At 45.0% G+C, this 16199-nt stretch carries 10 protein-coding genes; 5 read left to right on the forward strand and 5 right to left on the reverse strand.

Going from position 1 to position 16199, the window contains the following annotated elements:
• The first annotated feature begins 64 nt into the window (after positions 1-64).
• Positions 65-3010, forward strand: a complete 2946-nt coding sequence (locus ZOBGAL_RS23760; RefSeq protein WP_197541277.1) for a DUF5060 domain-containing protein — start codon at positions 65-67, stop codon at positions 3008-3010.
• Between the two features lie 7 nt (positions 3011-3017).
• Positions 3018-3863 carry a 3-keto-disaccharide hydrolase gene (locus ZOBGAL_RS17895; RefSeq protein ID WP_013995129.1) on the forward strand — a complete coding sequence of 282 codons (846 nt, stop codon included), beginning with the start codon at positions 3018-3020 and terminating at the stop codon, positions 3861-3863.
• 51 nt (positions 3864-3914) lie between these two features.
• Here ZOBGAL_RS17895 and ZOBGAL_RS17900 read toward each other — a convergent pair whose 3' ends face one another.
• The 4 genes from ZOBGAL_RS17900 to ZOBGAL_RS17915 form a co-directional block, all read right to left on the reverse strand.
• Entirely contained in the window at positions 3915-5462 is a 1548-nt protein-coding gene (locus ZOBGAL_RS17900) for a sulfatase family protein (protein WP_231854770.1), read from the reverse strand.
• Between the two features lie 33 nt (positions 5463-5495).
• A complete protein-coding gene (locus ZOBGAL_RS17905) occupies positions 5496-7064 on the reverse strand; it encodes a DUF4955 domain-containing protein (RefSeq protein ID WP_013995131.1) in 1569 nt (522 codons plus the stop codon).
• Positions 7054-8277: a glycoside hydrolase family 88 protein gene (locus ZOBGAL_RS17910; RefSeq protein ID WP_013995132.1), complete on the reverse strand. Its 1224-nt coding sequence runs from the start codon at positions 8275-8277 to the stop codon at positions 7054-7056. Before ZOBGAL_RS17910 ends, ZOBGAL_RS17905 begins: the two co-directional genes overlap by 11 nt.
• A gap of 139 nt (positions 8278-8416) precedes the next feature.
• Positions 8417-12511: a hybrid sensor histidine kinase/response regulator transcription factor gene (locus ZOBGAL_RS17915; RefSeq protein ID WP_013995133.1), complete on the reverse strand. Its 4095-nt coding sequence runs from the start codon at positions 12509-12511 to the stop codon at positions 8417-8419.
• Between the two features lie 195 nt (positions 12512-12706).
• On the opposite strand from ZOBGAL_RS17915, the gene kduI reads away from it, so the two are divergent.
• Genes kduI through ZOBGAL_RS17930 form a run of 3 tightly spaced genes read left to right on the forward strand, consistent with a single transcriptional unit; the run spans position 12707 to position 15544 of the window.
• Complete coding sequence (gene kduI, locus ZOBGAL_RS17920) at positions 12707-13546, forward strand: 5-dehydro-4-deoxy-D-glucuronate isomerase (RefSeq protein WP_013995135.1); 840 nt, start codon at positions 12707-12709, stop codon at positions 13544-13546.
• Positions 13547-13548: 2 nt separating this feature from the next.
• Positions 13549-14343, forward strand: coding sequence for a gluconate 5-dehydrogenase (locus ZOBGAL_RS17925; protein ID WP_013995136.1), 795 nt, complete (start codon positions 13549-13551; stop codon positions 14341-14343).
• 4 nt (positions 14344-14347) lie between these two features.
• Positions 14348-15544, forward strand: coding sequence for a DUF4861 domain-containing protein (locus tag ZOBGAL_RS17930; protein ID WP_013995137.1), 1197 nt, complete (start codon positions 14348-14350; stop codon positions 15542-15544).
• 54 nt (positions 15545-15598) lie between these two features.
• Here ZOBGAL_RS17930 and ZOBGAL_RS17935 read toward each other — a convergent pair whose 3' ends face one another.
• Positions 15599-16171 carry a sugar O-acetyltransferase gene (locus ZOBGAL_RS17935; RefSeq protein ID WP_013995138.1) on the reverse strand — a complete coding sequence of 191 codons (573 nt, stop codon included), beginning with the start codon at positions 16169-16171 and terminating at the stop codon, positions 15599-15601.
• Positions 16172-16199 lie beyond the last annotated feature (28 nt).

Consider the following 16199-nt stretch of genomic DNA (forward strand, 5'->3'; position numbering starts at 1 on the left):
CAGCCTTTACGGCGTTGATATTAAACATGAACACAAAAACAATGAACCTATGAAACCACGACACATGAAAAAACAATTCACGCTTTTTTGGTCCCTGACGGCCTTATGCTTCCTTTTTTCCGCATTTAAGCCCCATCAACAAGAGGTCAAGGTGCATACCGAGGAAAAAGGCCATGTGGTTGTAGAAGCCGAAGATTTCTATAAGCAGACCAATACCGATCAACGAAAATGGTTTGTGGTCGATAAGGGCTTTAGCACCGATTTAAAAGCCAACGACGGCGATTTACACACCCAAGGGGCGAATGGCGGTAAGTATATAGAGATCTTACCCGATACGCGAACCAACCATGACGAAAAACTGATCGTTGGGGTCAACTTCTCCAATGAGCCTGGTAAAATCGGTATTTTACATTATAGGGTCAATTTTTCTACACCGGGGAGATATTACGTTTGGGTACGGGCCTATAGCACGGGTAGTGAAGATAACGGTGTTCACGTGGGTGTTGATGGAACCTGGCCTGAATCGGGGCAGCGTATGCAATGGTGCGAGGGTAAAGATACTTGGACTTGGGGCAATAACCAGCGCACCGAGGAAAGGCACTGTGGTATCCCAGGGTTTATTTATCTCGATATAGATAAGGCCGGTGAACACGACATTCAGTTCAGTATGCGTGAAGACGGTTTTGAAATGGACCAATTTATTTTAACCACCGATAGGACTTTCCATCCCCAGAAAGAAGAGGCCAGCTCTTCGGATTATAAAGGTTTATTGGCTACCGTAAAGGATGTGAGGCCAAGTGCCAAAATATATCCGGCACAATGGTTCAAGAGTACAAAAAACTCTTTTTATAAGGATAAGGAGTGGTTGGCCATAGACCCTGAAAAATTTAAGGAGGCCGAAGCTTCCCTTGCTTTTGATGGAGCCCAAGGAGACTATGACGTCGTATTGTTTACCGTAGGTGAAAACGATGGCCGCTCGGTTTATACCTTGAAAAAGAACGACCAAAATTTTCAAGATTTTAGAACGCCCCTAAGCAGCAATATGTTTGAGGAAGGACTTGAATATGTTAAGGTATACTCGAATATCAAGCTAAATACCGATGATGTTATTGGGGTGAAGGCCGTTCCCAAGAGCAGGGACGGTAAGGAGTTTAGCCGTGCCCGATGGAGCGGATTGGTATTGGTGAAGGCCGATACGGGTAAAAAATTGATACAAGAATTACAACAAGAAATGGCAGCCCGAACCCAGATGCAAATTACGGGCGAGCTTAAGAAGTGGCACAAGGTAACCTTGACCTTCGACGGTCCAAATACTTCGGAGGATGCAGATTACAATCCGTTTATGAACTATAGGTTTAATGTAACCTTTACCCATAAGCAGAGCGGTAAATCATATTTGGTACCGGGCTATTATGCCGCCGATGGGGATGCCGGACAGTCTTCCGCCAAGGAAGGCAACAAATGGCGTGTACATTTTGCTCCCGATGAAACAGGTGAATGGACCTATAAAGTAGATTTTAGAAAGGGAAATTATGCCGCTGTGAGCACCAAGCCCAATACAGGGTTAAGCGGCTCTTATATGGATGGCGCAACGGGTAGCTTCAAAATAGATGAAACCGATAAGACCGGCAACGATTTTAGGGCAAAAGGAAGGTTGCAGTACGTAGGCGAGCGTTATTTGAAATTTGCAGAAACTGGCGAGTATTTCTTGAAACAGGGCCCCGATGCTCCCGAGAATTTTCTATCGTATGCCGACCTTGACGGAACTTTTAAGAACGACGGACATAAAGATAATATGGTAAAAACTTGGTCGGCCCACTTGCAAGATTACAAGCAGAACGACCCCACATGGAAAAACGGAAAGGGGAAAGCCATTATCGGAGCCTTGAATTACCTGGCGTCTAAAGGCTTGAATTCCGTTTCGTTCTTGACCAATAATATCGCTGGAGACGATCAAAATGTTTTTCCGTATGTCGATTACGATACCTATGATCGAATCGATATTTCGAAAATGGACCAGTGGGAAATTATTTTTGAGCACGCCCAAAAACTGGGATTGTTTTTACACTTTAAGATGTTTGAAGTGGAAAACCAAGGTCTATTGGACAATGGAGGGGTAGGAGCGAACACGAAATTGTACTACCGCGAGCTTATGGCGCGCTTCGGACATCACCTGGCATTGAACTGGAATCTTTGTGAGGAAAATGGGGAGTGGGTAAGCAACCCTACAACACCACCGCAGGAAACCGAACAACGTTTGGCCATGACCGCGTATTTTAAAAAGAACGACCCCTATCACCATCATTTGGTCATCCACAACGGAATTGAGTTTGATGATTTGTTAGGACCGGACAGTGGTCTTACGGGACCTTCGGTACAGACCAACAAAGAAGATTTCAGTAGGGTTCACAAGGCGGTATTGCATTGGCTAGACGCCTCTAAAAAAGCAGGTTTCCAGTGGGCCGTAGCGGTCGATGAACCTGGTGATGCACAACATTCATTGATTACCGATGGAGAAGATCCGGATCATGATAATGCCCGTAGAAATGCACTTTGGGGCACTTTTATGGCCGGCGGATGGGGCAATGAATGGTATTTTGGATATGCGCATCCCCATTCAGACCTTACCTGTGAAGATTATCGTTCTAGGGACCTCTTCTGGGATCAAGCGGTACATGCCATGAATTTCTTTAAAAACAACGATATTCCTTTCTGGGAAACAGAAAACAGAAATGATCTGGTAGGCAATAGCAAGAATGAAAACACGGTGTACTGTTTGGCCAAGGAAAATGAGGTCTATATGGTATACTTGAATTCACAGCCTACGGCCCAACTAGATTTGTCCCATGCTTCCGGAGAGTTTGAGGTACTTTGGTTCAATCCTAAAAAAGGAGGGGATCTCAAAAAATCGAAGGTTAAGAAAGTAAGAGGGGGAGGTATGGTCGACCTAGGGAAGTCTCCCGATAAAAAGCAGCTAGATTGGACTATTTTGGTACGTAGGCTTAAATAAACGCTAGATGAAACACTTGAGATTTATTGCCGTAGCGGGTATAAGCGTTTTCCTTTTCTCATGTAAGGCCAAGAACGTTTCGCCGTCCGATTCCGCTAAGGATGAGGACGGTTACGTTTCCCTTTACAATGGGAAGGATATGGGGAACTGGAACATTATGTGCCGAGACAAAACGCCCGGTTTGGCCGAAAAGGTATTTTCTGCGGGCGATAATGGGGAAATGCATGTATATAAAAATTTTCCCGATGGAGACCGAAGGGTTACGGGAAAAAATGGCACCCATTGTATGTTTTTTACCAAAGAGAAGTACAGTCGCTACAGCTTTAAGTTTGAATATAAGTGGGGTGATAAAGTTTTTAATAATTATGATAAGTTTCAGTATGATGCCGGTATGTACTTTCATGTTTTCGACGTGAATATTTGGCCTAAGGGATTGGAGTATCAAGTGCGTTACGATGATACCCGAAACGAGAACCACACGGGCTGTGTGTGGAATTCGGGGGCAAGCTTTGATTGGTATGGTGACAATTCCGAGGCGAACCCTAAATTAAGGACCTATCTATCAAAAGAGGATGGGGGCGTGGCCCAAGAACATCGCGGAGGGGAGCACAAGGCCCATAAAGATGCGGAGTACCATGCGCTTGATGGACAATGGAACCAATGCGAGGTAATCGTGATGGGCAAGGCGTATGCCATTTACAAACTCAACGGAAAAGTGGTAAATGTGCTGACCAACCTCAGTCATTCCGAAGGGGAAATAGGACTACAGGCAGAAACTGCTGAAATATTTTATAGGAATATAAAAATCAAGGTCTTCGATGAAACAAGGCCTATGAAAGACTTTTTAAGGTAATTTTTATAGTTTACGTAATAGTGTTGTTAAGTTCAAAGATGTAAGGGTACCTTATTCGTACCGTATAACATCTTTGAACTTTTTTTGTTGGTACCAAGGGTCGTTGGTCCGCTTTAATTCCGAACCTAAAAGCTGTAAAAGCGCAGCAGCTTCTTGGGGCCTTTCGTCAAGACCCAGCCTTTTCAGCTGGTAAGGATCTTTTAGGTTGTCGTAGAGATAAATATCCTTATCATCGGGTGTTCTGTTCCTACGGTCGGCCTTTTGTTCTACGCAAAGGGTATAGCGGTCGGTAAGTATGCCCCTCGATTTGGCGAGCATAAGTAAAACTCCCTTCGGTTTTTCAATGCTTGTATCGCTAGAAGGGATTATAAGAGGGGAGAAATCATATCCTTGAACCGCTTCGGGAATCTTTTGCCCCATACCTGCCAATCCCATAACGGTAGGCAGCACATCCGGTACGCTGAAAAGCACATCGTTGATGCCTCCGGCCTTTATTCCTTTAGGCCAATGCACGATAAAAGGTATGGCCAAGGCTTCGGTTTCGAATACATTTTTACCTTCCTTACCATGACTGCCCAGCATTTCACCATGGTCTGAACTGAAGATAATGATGGTGTTGTCGAGTTTCCCCATTTCCTTCAGGGTTTCCATTACTTCGCCAATATAATGGTCTACGCTAGTGAGGTTGGCGAAATAATGACGTACATAGCTGGCTACCTTTAAATCGGCATTTTCACGTACCGCCAATAAACTGTCTTGCGGAAACTTATCTGTATTGTAATATTTCGCCAAGGTTTCCATATCGGTGTTTTCATCGTCCCAGGGGTTATGTGGTGGGTTGATCGACCACATCATAAAAAACGGCTTGTCGGAATCGCGGAGCTTATGCTTGTTTTCAAGGTAAGCCTTGATTTTTTCGGCTTCGTTCTTGGGTGTAAATGTCTTGGGTTGATGCAATTCGCCATCTTTTTTACCCGCTACGGTATTCGGGTCGTTACTGTAGACCAACGGATCGTAATGCGTATCTCGAATAGATTGGTAAAAATACTCGATACTATGGCGAGATTTCCCTGGAGGCACATAAGTGTCGTATCGATTGATGTAATGCCCTCCCGGTTCCTCGGTAGAGCCTACGTATGTCCCGTTTTCGTCGAACAGGGCCTCGTTCTTGAGCCAGTGGCATTTACCAAAGTAGGAGGTGTTGTAACCCGCCTCGTAGAACAGGTCGGTTATCGTAGGGATGTCGTCTCTTAAGCTTTCGCTTCGGTCTTTTCTACAATTGTTCCATATCCCGTTTTGTTCGGGGTACCTCCCCGATAAGATCATGCCTCTTGCGGGACTGCATAAGGGGAAATTGCTGACCGCTTGGGTGAAGACCACCCCATTTTCGGCCAATTGGTCAATATTAGGGGTAATTACGGGGTCAGGTTTTCCTATGACGTATTTTCTGTATTCCTCCTTAGACCAAAAACCGGCACTGTAGCGTCTTAATTGGTCAGGGTAAATGATCAAAACATTGGGCTGCTTTGCATCCTTGGAAGCGGTAGTTATAGCTTCTTTCTTTTCGGCGCATCCCACAGCAAGAAGCAAGGCTGTCATTATCGTAACTATTCGCATTATGGCAAGTCGTTTTTATTTTTTTGCTAAGCTATTTTTTAAGTCTAATATCCATTGGGGCAATTTGCCCAAGCGCAATTGCAGTTGTGCTTCGAACAAGGATTCTGGCTGTACGGGGCTGCCTAGGCTTTCTATCAATTGTACTTCGTCTTCTTTAAAAGTGGTGCCCGCCCCATGAAACCCTACGATAATGGGGGGAACCATACGCCAGTAATAGGTTTCGGTAGCGACGAAGGGAAAATTCGTTTCGGCTTCATCGGTTTCCTTATAATTCCACAATACGAGATGGCGTCCGTGGTTCGGTAAGTTTTGTATGGCGCCGCCAGCCCTTCCCTTGAAAAAGCCACCTTCAACATTGTCGAAAAGGGTAGAGCGGGGTTGTGAGGCATGCGATTCAAAACTGGTATGAGCGGGGTGTTTCGAGCGCCAGATTACCGTACCCGTGGTACTGCCCCCACCAACGCCCGAAGCGTGCTGCATGCCGGCCTCGTCAACGATATGGGCCAATAGAACCCCCGTGGAGCCACCGCCTACGGTAATGGCACTATGTCCTATTTTTCCGTCGATGACCACATTAATGGCGGTAGTGGCCGCCGAATGTGAAAAATATATGGCTCTGTTGATATTGGTGAACCTACAGTCTTTTACCCAAGAATCAACGAGCCCCGATAAGTTTAAAATACTCCATCCGCCATCGTCTTGTGCCGATCTATGGTGTACGAACTCTTTTTTCCAATTGCCTTCAAAACTTAGGTTTTCAAAGCCCACATGGGAAAGGTGGGGAAAGGTATACAGTTTCCAGTTTTGTCGCTCGGAAATGCTGTAGTGGATAGGGTCGACAAAAGTAACGGTATTTCCCGATACCGATGCCACTTTATGGCGTTCGTTGACCTGTACGCCCTCTTCAATGATCGTCCTCCATTTGGGATTTAGTGGAAGGGGGTGGATATCTTGGGCAACAAATTCGGGGTCATTATCCTTAAGCTGCACAATGACCCAATCGCCCTTTTTAATTTGGGAAGCGTCGGCAACCTCTATGGTATGGGTTTCCCTTGTGGCATTTCCTTTGATATCGGTTATGAACCGACTTTTTTCGGAAGCCTTGGTCTGTATGGCATAGGGCGAGGTCCATATTTTTTCTGGTACAGTGGGGGGTATATCGCGTTCAAAGAACAGGACGGCCTTTTCGGAAGTCTTTTTCGGCCCCCGAAAAACGATGTTGGAAGACCTGATCTGTATGGGGTCTAAATCGTCGGCAGGGGTGTTGAAATGATACCTTCCCGCAGGAAAATAGACTATTCCGCTTCCGTTTGCCTCGGCAGCCTTTATGGCTTCAACGACTGCCTGTTTATCGGAAATACCGTCATCGGCCCGTGCCCCGAAATCCTGTACGTTAAAAACCCGGTGCTTTTCTTCGGGAATACCGATTTCACTGAACTTGTAGCCGGCATAGGAAAAATTGGGCAATATGGGTTCGGTATGGGACTTCGCGGCATTCTTATAATTGGTCCATACCGCAGTTTCCTGTGCGGCGCAGCCCATGCCTATAATACAGGAGAACAAGCCAACTAGCTTAATTTTCATGATACTGTTCTTTATACCTTAGTAATGCTTCAAGATAGTAATAATCGGCATAGTTCAAGGGAACATCGATTTCAGCTTTATGAGGAATACTGCCCACACTGTGTTTAAGGATAAAATTATGGTTGGTACCGATTGGGGCGGTGAACTCATCCGAAGCCAAAGCGGTCAAAATGGTTTCTACCTCATTTTTATAGGTATCATTGGTATATTGGTTCAATTCTAGCAGCGCCGAAGCGGTAATGGCCGCGGCCGATACATCATAGGGTTCGTCAGGAATATTTTCGGCGTGATAGTCCCAATAGGGAATACCGTTTTTTTGCGCCTTCTGACCGATGATATAAGCAGCGATTTTCTTTGCCATATTCAAGTATTCGGGATTTTTGGTATAACGGTAACAAATGGTATAGCCGTAAAGTCCCCATGCCTGACCTCGGGCCCAAGAGCTTTCGTGGGAAATGCCCTGTGCCGTTTGTTTCGATCGTACCGCTCCGGTTTCGGGGTCGTAATCGACTACGTGATACGAACTGTTATCGTCCCTAAAATGATTTTTTAAGGTAGTTTCAGCATGTGTAATGGCTATCTCTTTGTACTTGGGGTCGCCTGTGTATTCCGAAACCTTAAAGAGTAGTTCAAGGTTCATCATATTGTCTATGATCACGGGAAACAACCAACCTCGTGAGGCTTGCCATCCTCGATCAACGTCCCAACTCTTAATACACCCCACGTTGGGGTTGAACCGGGAGGAAAGCGAATCGGCCGCTACGATCATTACTTCTTTAAAGGCTTCATTTTCGGTAAGAAGGTATCCGTTACCGTACGAGGTGTTAAAGACAAAGCCTAGGTCGTGATTGGTGGTCTTGTATTTATGATCTTCATAAAGGGCTTGGAATTTTTCGGCCCTTGTTTTCCAAATATCATCTTGGCTTGCTTTGAAAAGATACCATAGGCTCCCGGGAAAGAAGCCCTCCGTCCAGTCAAATTGTTGTCCGGTCCAATGCATTTCCCCCTCTGGCGTCACTGTTCTGGGGATGCGGTTTGCTTGCTCCGCAACTTTAGATTGTAGGTCTAATTGTTTGGTCGCCTTGATGACAATTTCATCGACATTAACAGTGGTTGTTTCTTTGTGGTCGGGTTTAGTCCCTTCTTTTTTAAAGGTACAGCCGCACATTAAAAAGGCCAATGCAGCATGTAAAACGATTTTTGTTAGTTTCATTGGTATAGATTATGAAGTCAGGTCGCGATTAAATGTATGAGCGTATTTTGTTTCCTGTCTTCGGTTTGGTGCTAAACTACCGCCGATACTACTTTTAAAGGGGGTGGAAATGCGTTTTTAAAGGGGGACTTTAAGATTTTTAGACACGCTCAGGGTCAAAAGGCTGTTGTTTTTTATAAGCGGAAGGCGTTTTTCCGTAGGCCTTCTTAAAACAGGCCCTGAAATATTTGATGTCGTTAAAGCCTACTTCATAGGCCACATCGTTGATGTTCAATTCGGTTTCCCGTAAGAGTTGGCCCGCTTTCTTGAGGCGAATGCCACGGATGAATTCCGATATGGTATTGCCGGTTAGGGCCTTGAGTTTTCGGTATAGTACCGATTGGCTCATGTTGATATGTTCACTTAGGAAACTGGCATTGAGTTCGGCGTTCGAGAGGTTTTTCTCTACAATGTCGACCGCATTTTTCAGAAAGACCTCGTCGGTAGATACTAACTTCAGTTCACTGGGTTCAAGAACCAGGTCTTTTCTGAATTTCTTGGCCAATTTTTTTCGCGTAGCTAGCAGGTTTTGTACCTGTAATTTTAAGAGGTGGGCTTCAAAAGGTTTGGTGACATAGGCATCGGCTCCCGTTTCGAATCCTATTTTCTGAATTTTGGAAGAGGTCCTTGCCGTCAGAAGGATTACGGGAATATGACTGGTAAGTACGTCGGACTTCAAGGATTCGCACATTTCAATACCGCCCATTTCGGGCATCATGACATCGCTAATGATCATGTCTATGTTCTTGGTCTTGGCCAGTTCTATTCCCATTCGACCGTTATTGGCCTCTATCACGTTAAATTCATCATTGAAGATTCCCTTTACAAAGGTTCTGACCTCTTTATTGTCTTCGACCACCAATATGGTCTGTTTGCTGTCGTCTAGGTTCGGGGCGGTCTCGATTTCATCTTTGACCCAGGTCGATTTTAAAATCGAGGGGTCGTAATAATCTAAAAGGTCGTTTTCTTCGGAACGTTCATCATAAGTGAGGTCTTCGGGCTTTAAATGGGCCTTGCCCAAAGGAAGGCTGATCGAAAAACATGAGCCTTTACCGAGTTCGCTTTCTACGGAGATTTTACCGTGGTGCAGATCTACTATGTCTTTGGCCAAGGCTAGCCCCACACCTGTTCCTGAACGCAAATCGTTTTTCTGGCCCAATTGAAAATAGCGGTCAAAAACAAATTCGATGTCTTTTTGGTTGATGCCGCTTCCGGTATCTTTTATTAGAATGTCGACCGAATCGTCCTTGGCTTCGATCTGTATACTTATTTTTCCGTTGGGAGGGGTAAATTTAAAGGCATTGCTCAAAATGTTCAGGATTACCTTTTTCATTTCGATACGGTCAAACCAGACTTCCAATGGTGGTTTTGGGGCTATGAGCACAAAATTGATGCCTTTGTCTTGGGCAAGTTCGTTGAACGAAGCCTTGGTGTCTTCTACGAAGGGTATAATGTCATTCTTTGAAAACGCTAGTTTCAGCTTTCCGTTTTCGGCCTTTCTGAAGTCTAATAATTGATTTATAAGTTGAAGTAAAATACGGGCATTCCGTTGCATACCGCTTAATTGTCTGTGTAGCTGCGGATCATCCTTTTTCTCTTCGATAAGTCGCTGTAGCGGGGCCGTAATTAAGGTTAGCGGTGTTCTGAAATCATGCGATATATTGGTGAACAACTGTAGTTTTAAGCGGTTCAGTTCCTGCATTTGGGTCTTTTCCTGTCGTTCCCTTCTAAGATCGTGCCGTTCTTTGATGCGGATAAGGGTATACCTTCTTACCAGCAAGAAAATCCCCCCTAGGGCCAAAAAGTAGAGTAGATAGGCCCACCAAGTCTTCCAGAAAGGTGGGGTTATGCTTATTTCAAGGGAAGCCACCTCCCCATTGAAGATGCCGTCACTGTTGGAGGCCTTTACGAGAAAGGTATAGTTGCCTGGGTCTAGATTGGTATAGGTAGCTCTTGTTAGGTTGCCGCTGAAATTCCACTTGGTGTCGAAACCATCGAGTTTATAAGCGTACTTATTATTTTGGGGCCTTGAAAAATCGAGGGCCACATAATCGAAGGTAATGTCGTTTTCGTCGTGCTTCAGTTCAAAATGTGAAGTGGAGGGGGCTATGGTTATTTCGGAGGCATCGGCGATTTTCAGTTTTTCAATGACCACTGGGGCGATAAAAGAATCGCGTTCTATCTCTTTAGGGTCGAAAATGGTAAAACCATTAACCCCGCCAAAAGCCAATTTCCCATTTTGCGTCCGTAAATGTGCGCCGTAGTTGAATTCATTGTTGACCAGGCCATCGGCCCGTGAATAGTTCTTTATTTCCCCAGAGTTGATGTTCAATCTGCTGAGTCCCTTGTTTGTACTAAGCCATATATGGCCCAGGTCGTCGGGCAAGATTCCGTAAATGACTTCATCGGGAAGGCCGCTGTTGACGCCATAGCGGGTAGATTTATGGGTTTTTAGGTCGTATTGGTATAGGCCATCACCTTCGGTCCCGATCCACAGGAGGGTGGGGGTAGAGGCGTAAATACTAATTACCTTTTTGATGTCGTAAGGGTCATCGCTTTCTTTTTTAAAGGCTATCCGGGTGATTTCCCTTGAATCGACCGAAACGGAACCTAGGCCGTTTTCTCCTCCAACAAGTATATTGCCATCGGACTGGGGCTGGGTAATGATGGAGACAAAGGTGCCCAATATGTTTTTAGGGTCTCCCACCCTGAAGCTGTTTCCTGATTTAATGTCGTAAAAATTCAATCCGCGATTGTCGGTACCCATCCAGACGTTGCCGTGACCATCTTCGAACAGACAGGTGATACGGTTTTTGTTCGGCCTTGATGAGGGGGTGGCTATCGAGTTCCAATCTTTAAAGGAAAGTTTATCGTCTTGAACGGAGGCGTAAGAAAGCCCCTGGTCGTGCGTGCCTACCCAAAGATTGCCGAACCGGTCTTTGTCCATGGCCTTGACATTGTTGCTGGCAATAGAATTCTTTTCGGAATTGACATGGGTGAAATAGGTGAACTTCTTCTGTGAGGTGTCGAAGTAATTGAGTCCACCGCCCTCGGTACCGATCCATAGGTTGTTATGGTTATCTTCTATGATCGAGCTGACCACGGGGTAATTCAATCCGTTTGAGCCGATTTGGTAGTTTTTGAAAATGCTTGATTTTCGATTCAGGTAGCTGATTCCGCCCGCCCAAGTACCGATCCAGAGGTCGCCCCTAGAGTCGGCCGTAATATCGTAAATGGAATTCTGGCTGAGGCTCTTGGGATTGTCCGGGTTGTTTTTATAGAGGGTCCAATCCTTAGTTTTACGGTTGTAGATATAGAGTCCGTTGTACGTTCCGACCCATAAGTCCTCTCCGTTTTCTTCATGGATGGTGCGAACGGGACTGTCTATTCTTAAGGCTCCTTGTGGGTCTAAAAGATCCGAAAAAGTTTGTGTTATCTCATTAAAATATGCCAGCCCTCCGTTATAGCCCAGCCAAACGGTGCCTCCTTGGTCCTTGAATAGAACGGTGTGGTAATTTTTAGTTTTTTCAGGTGATTGGTTTGAGGGGTAGTCATAGGTTTCTAGCTGCTTTTTTGTATCGTCATAAAAGAAAACTTTTTTAGGATTGCCAAACCAAAGATGGGTCTTTTTAGGGTTTAGAACGGAAAGTACCGTATGGGGGTCTAGTTCTAAATCGCTGTGCAATTGATTGAAATCGTGCACTTCCCCAGATATGGTATTAATGCGCATCAGACCTTTTTCGGCGGACACCCAAATATGTTCATCGTCGGCAGCGCCAATGTCGAAAATTTCCCCTTCAAAAGGCCTGTCCCCGTTATTGGGCATACGTACACGGGTAAAATCATCCGTATCGGGATTGTACTTGTTGAGTCCGTTTTTGGTCCCCGCCCACACCGTGCCCTTAGGGCCGAGGTAGAGTACTTTTACCCAGCTGTTGCTAAGGCTGTTTTTGTTCGTGGCATCGTAGTAGTAGTTTTTGAATTTTTTGCCGTCGAACCTGTTGAGTCCGTAGCGCGTGCCGAACCAAAGAAAACCTCTGGTATCTTGAATTATTGAAACCACGGAACGCTGTGAGAGTCCGTCTTCGGTAGAATAATTTTTAAACTCCAGTTCCTTTGCGGGGACATCAGGTATTTGGGCCTGAACTTGTCCGAAAAGGGTCAATAATATAAGAATGGCGAAATGAAACTTCATGGATTGATTTGGTTTCTTAGGCCAAAAGTTAGCGAATCTTTTGTTACCTCACCAGTCTATATTGTGTTAGGGAGGCTTATAGGCGATAAAAACTTATACACCCCCTGTTTTAAAATGATATCCCCCTTATGTTTAGTGCGGTTAAGGCTACTTTTATGTGCTGAAATTCTAAAAAAAACAAACCCTTAATTAGATATGAATGTGAATTATGAAACGCGCTATGCTTCAAGTCCGGAAGCGGTAAAAAAATATGATACAACTCAATTGCGTGAAGAGTTTTTGATTGAAAATTTACTGGAGCCGGGAAAAATAAACATGACCTACTCCCATTACGATAGATACATTACCGGGGGAGTCGTTCCGGAAGCGCCTTTGGCACTTGAGGCAATAGATCCGTTGAAATCGGACTATTTTCTAGAACGAAGGGAAATAGGTATAATTAACGTTGGGGCCTCGGGCAGCGTCGAAGTTGATGGTACTACCTACGAACTCGATCATAAGGATGCCCTTTATATAGGTCAAGGGGCCAAAAAGGTAATATTTAAGAGTAATGATGCCAATGCCCCGGCCTTGTTCTATTTTAATTCCGCTCCTGCGCATAGGGCCTATCCCACTAAAAAAGTAAGTAGGGCGGAGGCCAATAAATTAGAGTTAGGTAGCTTGGAAACGGCGAATCACCGAACCGTTAACCAAATGATCATTGGGGGTATCGTTACCACCTGCCAGCTTCAGATGGGAATGACCGAACTAAAGACCGGAAGTGTTTGGAATACTATGCCAGCACACGTTCACGACCGTCGTATGGAAGTCTATTTTTATACCGATGTGTCTGAAGACCAATCTGTTTGTCATTTTATGGGGCAGCCCCAGGAAACCCGTCATATCTGGATGCAGAACCATCAAGCGGTCATTTCCCCACCATGGTCTATCCACTGTGGATCAGGAACCTCGAACTACACTTTTATCTGGGGCATGGCCGGAGAGAACCTCGATTACAACGATATGGATGTGGCTAAAATTACAGAACTACGATAGATATGAGCATTTCTTTATTTGATTTAAAAGGAAAAATAGCCTTGGTTACAGGCAGTACACACGGTTTGGGTATGGCTATGGCCAAAGGTTTGGGCAATGCGGGCGCTACACTGATTGTGAACGGAAATTCATCCCAAGAAAAGATAGACGCGGCCTTAAAGGCGTATAAAAAAGAAGGTATTACCGCCCACGGATATAAGTTTGACGTGACGGATGAGCGGGCCGTGATGGAAGCGATCCAAAAAATAGAACAGGAAGTCGGTGAAATCGATATTCTGGTGAACAACGCGGGAATCATCAAAAGAACGCCCCTTGAGGATATGGAAGTATCCGATTTTAAGCAAGTTATCGATGTTGACTTGGTGAGTCCGTTTATTGTTTCAAAACACGTGGTAAAAGGCATGATCGCCCGTAAAGAGGGAAAGATCATCAACATTTGCTCCATGATGAGCGAATTGGGAAGAAATACCGTTGGAGCCTACGCCGCAGCCAAGGGCGGACTCAAAATGTTGACCCGGAACATGGCTACGGAATGGGCCAAACACAATATACAGGTGAACGGAATAGGACCAGGGTATTTTGCGACTTCCCAGACCGAACCTATTCGGGTCGATGGGCATCCGTTCAACGAATTTATTATCAATAGAACACCGGCCGCCAAATGGGGCGACCCCAACGAGCTTCAAGGGGCCGCAATCTTTTTAAGCTCTAAGGCCAGTGATTTTGTCAACGGACATGTACTGTATGTCGATGGGGGAATTTTGGCTACCATCGGAAAACCTTCTAACGAGAACTAATGCTATGGGACTAAAATTCTTTTTTACCTTAGGCGTATGCGGGGCATTGTTACAGTTGGGATGCACTGACGCCACAGAGGGCCGCTATCGTATTGAAATCGTCAACCCCTTGAACGAAGCGAGGTCGCTTGAAACGTTGGAAATCGATTTAGCGGCAATACCTTTTAAGAACGCTATTCGGGCGTCGGCAAAATCGTATGAAATCTTTGATTTGGCCACCCAAAACAAAGTCACTTCACAAGCGGTAGATTTGGATGGTGATGGAAGTTTGGACCAACTCTTGTTTCAGCCCGAGGTCGATGCCGGAGAGAGCAAACTATTTGAAATAATCGCTTCCGAAGAAAAAACAATTGAGGAAGCCGATCCCCTTTGTTATTCAAGGTTCGTTCCCGAACGTACCGACGACTATGCATGGGAAAATAATCGGGTTGCGTTTAGAACCTATGGTCCAACAGCGCAAAAATTAAAAGAAGACGGGGTCCCCGGAGGCACCTTGTCCAGCGGGATTGACGCTTGGTTAAAAAAGGTAGATTACCCTATCATAAACAAATGGTACAAGAAGGAACTCGAAACCGACGGCAGCTATCATGAGGATACCGGGGAAGGTCTAGACAATTTTCATGTAGGTGTTAGTAGGGGCGTAGGCGGTATAGCCGTAAAAAGGGATTCTAGCTACCACGTTTCCAAGAATTTCACCAGTTATGAAACGCTTACCAAGGGACCTATTCGCACTAGCTTTGTTCTAAAATATGAGGATTGGAAGGCCGGGGAAGATATAATAAAGGAAGAAAAACACATTTCACTTGATAATGGCTCCAATCTTTCTCGATTTGAAATTAAGGTTAGGGGAACGGATAAGCTTTCGGTTGGTTTGACCATGCATGAAAATGACGGACAAGTGAGCGTAGCCCAAGATAAAGGCTATGTAAGTTATTGGCAGCCACATGAAGATTCGGAATTGGGAACCGCCATTGTAGCCGAGCCCAAACGTATTGTAGAGGTGGAAGAATACCAAAACGGCCGCCCTGATGAAAACAATGTCTACGCGGGCCTAAGTGTACAAGAGGGCAGCGTCGTATACTATGCCGGTTTTACATGGAAGGAAAGCAAGCAATTTGCCAATGCGAAAGAATGGGAAAATTACTTGGAGGACTTCTCGAAAAAAATACAGTTTCCCCTTCAGGTAAAGTATCTGAAATAAAGGGATGCCTCGATAGGGATAAAAAATCTGGGGATTTCTTGTTTCTCCCTTTACTTACAGGCTTCTGATGACTTTACAAGGGTTGCCATAAGCTAGTACATTATCCGGTATATCCTTGGTGACAACGCTACCGGCACCTATGGTTACGTTGTTGCCAATGGTTACACCGGGAAAGATGATGGAGTTTCCTCCGATCCAGGCATTATCTCCAATTACAACGGGTTTTGTGTTGGTTAAATAGCGGGTAGAATTCCCATCTTCAATAATTCTATCAGATGCCCTTAAAGGGTGCGTAGCCGTATAAATCTGAACAAAAGGGGCTATCAATCCGTTTTTGCCAATGGTAATTTTATTATTATCGATAAACATACAATTGGTGTTCACAAAGGTATTTTCGCCAATAGAAATATTAGCCCCATAATCACAGAAGAACGGCGCTTCAATCCATACACCGGAGGCTTTGTGTAATAGTAATTCGGTCAAAAGCCTTTCCCTTTCCTCGGGTAATTCGGAGTCTAGGCTATTATAGGCCTGTAGTAGTTTACGGGCCCTGTGATACATTTTGAGTAATTCCGGGTCACGCGAATCATATGCATCGCCCTTCATCATCTTTTCTTTTTCGGTCATGGTAGTTTAGGTTGGGATAATGAATAAA

It is taken from the genome of Zobellia galactanivorans (assembly GCF_000973105.1).
Classification (GTDB): Bacteria; Bacteroidota; Bacteroidia; order Flavobacteriales; family Flavobacteriaceae; genus Zobellia; species Zobellia galactanivorans.

Excerpts from the sequence above, each read along its gene's own strand:
- ZOBGAL_RS23760 (WP_197541277.1), top strand. The coding sequence starts at position 65 with ATGAAAAAACAATTCACGCTTTTTTGGTCCCTGACGGCCTTATGCTTC.
- ZOBGAL_RS17895 (WP_013995129.1), top strand. The coding sequence starts at position 3,018 with ATGAAACACTTGAGATTTATTGCCGTAGCGGGTATAAGCGTTTTCCTT.
- ZOBGAL_RS17900 (WP_231854770.1), bottom strand. The coding sequence starts at position 5,462 with ATGACAGCCTTGCTTCTTGCTGTGGGATGCGCCGAAAAGAAAGAAGCT.
- ZOBGAL_RS17905 (WP_013995131.1), bottom strand. The coding sequence starts at position 7,064 with ATGAAAATTAAGCTAGTTGGCTTGTTCTCCTGTATTATAGGCATGGGC.
- ZOBGAL_RS17910 (WP_013995132.1), bottom strand. The coding sequence starts at position 8,277 with ATGAAACTAACAAAAATCGTTTTACATGCTGCATTGGCCTTTTTAATG.
- ZOBGAL_RS17915 (WP_013995133.1), bottom strand. The coding sequence starts at position 12,511 with ATGAAGTTTCATTTCGCCATTCTTATATTATTGACCCTTTTCGGACAA.
- kduI (WP_013995135.1), top strand. The coding sequence starts at position 12,707 with ATGAATGTGAATTATGAAACGCGCTATGCTTCAAGTCCGGAAGCGGTA.
- ZOBGAL_RS17925 (WP_013995136.1), top strand. The coding sequence starts at position 13,549 with ATGAGCATTTCTTTATTTGATTTAAAAGGAAAAATAGCCTTGGTTACA.
- ZOBGAL_RS17930 (WP_013995137.1), top strand. The coding sequence starts at position 14,348 with ATGGGACTAAAATTCTTTTTTACCTTAGGCGTATGCGGGGCATTGTTA.
- ZOBGAL_RS17935 (WP_013995138.1), bottom strand. The coding sequence starts at position 16,171 with ATGACCGAAAAAGAAAAGATGATGAAGGGCGATGCATATGATTCGCGT.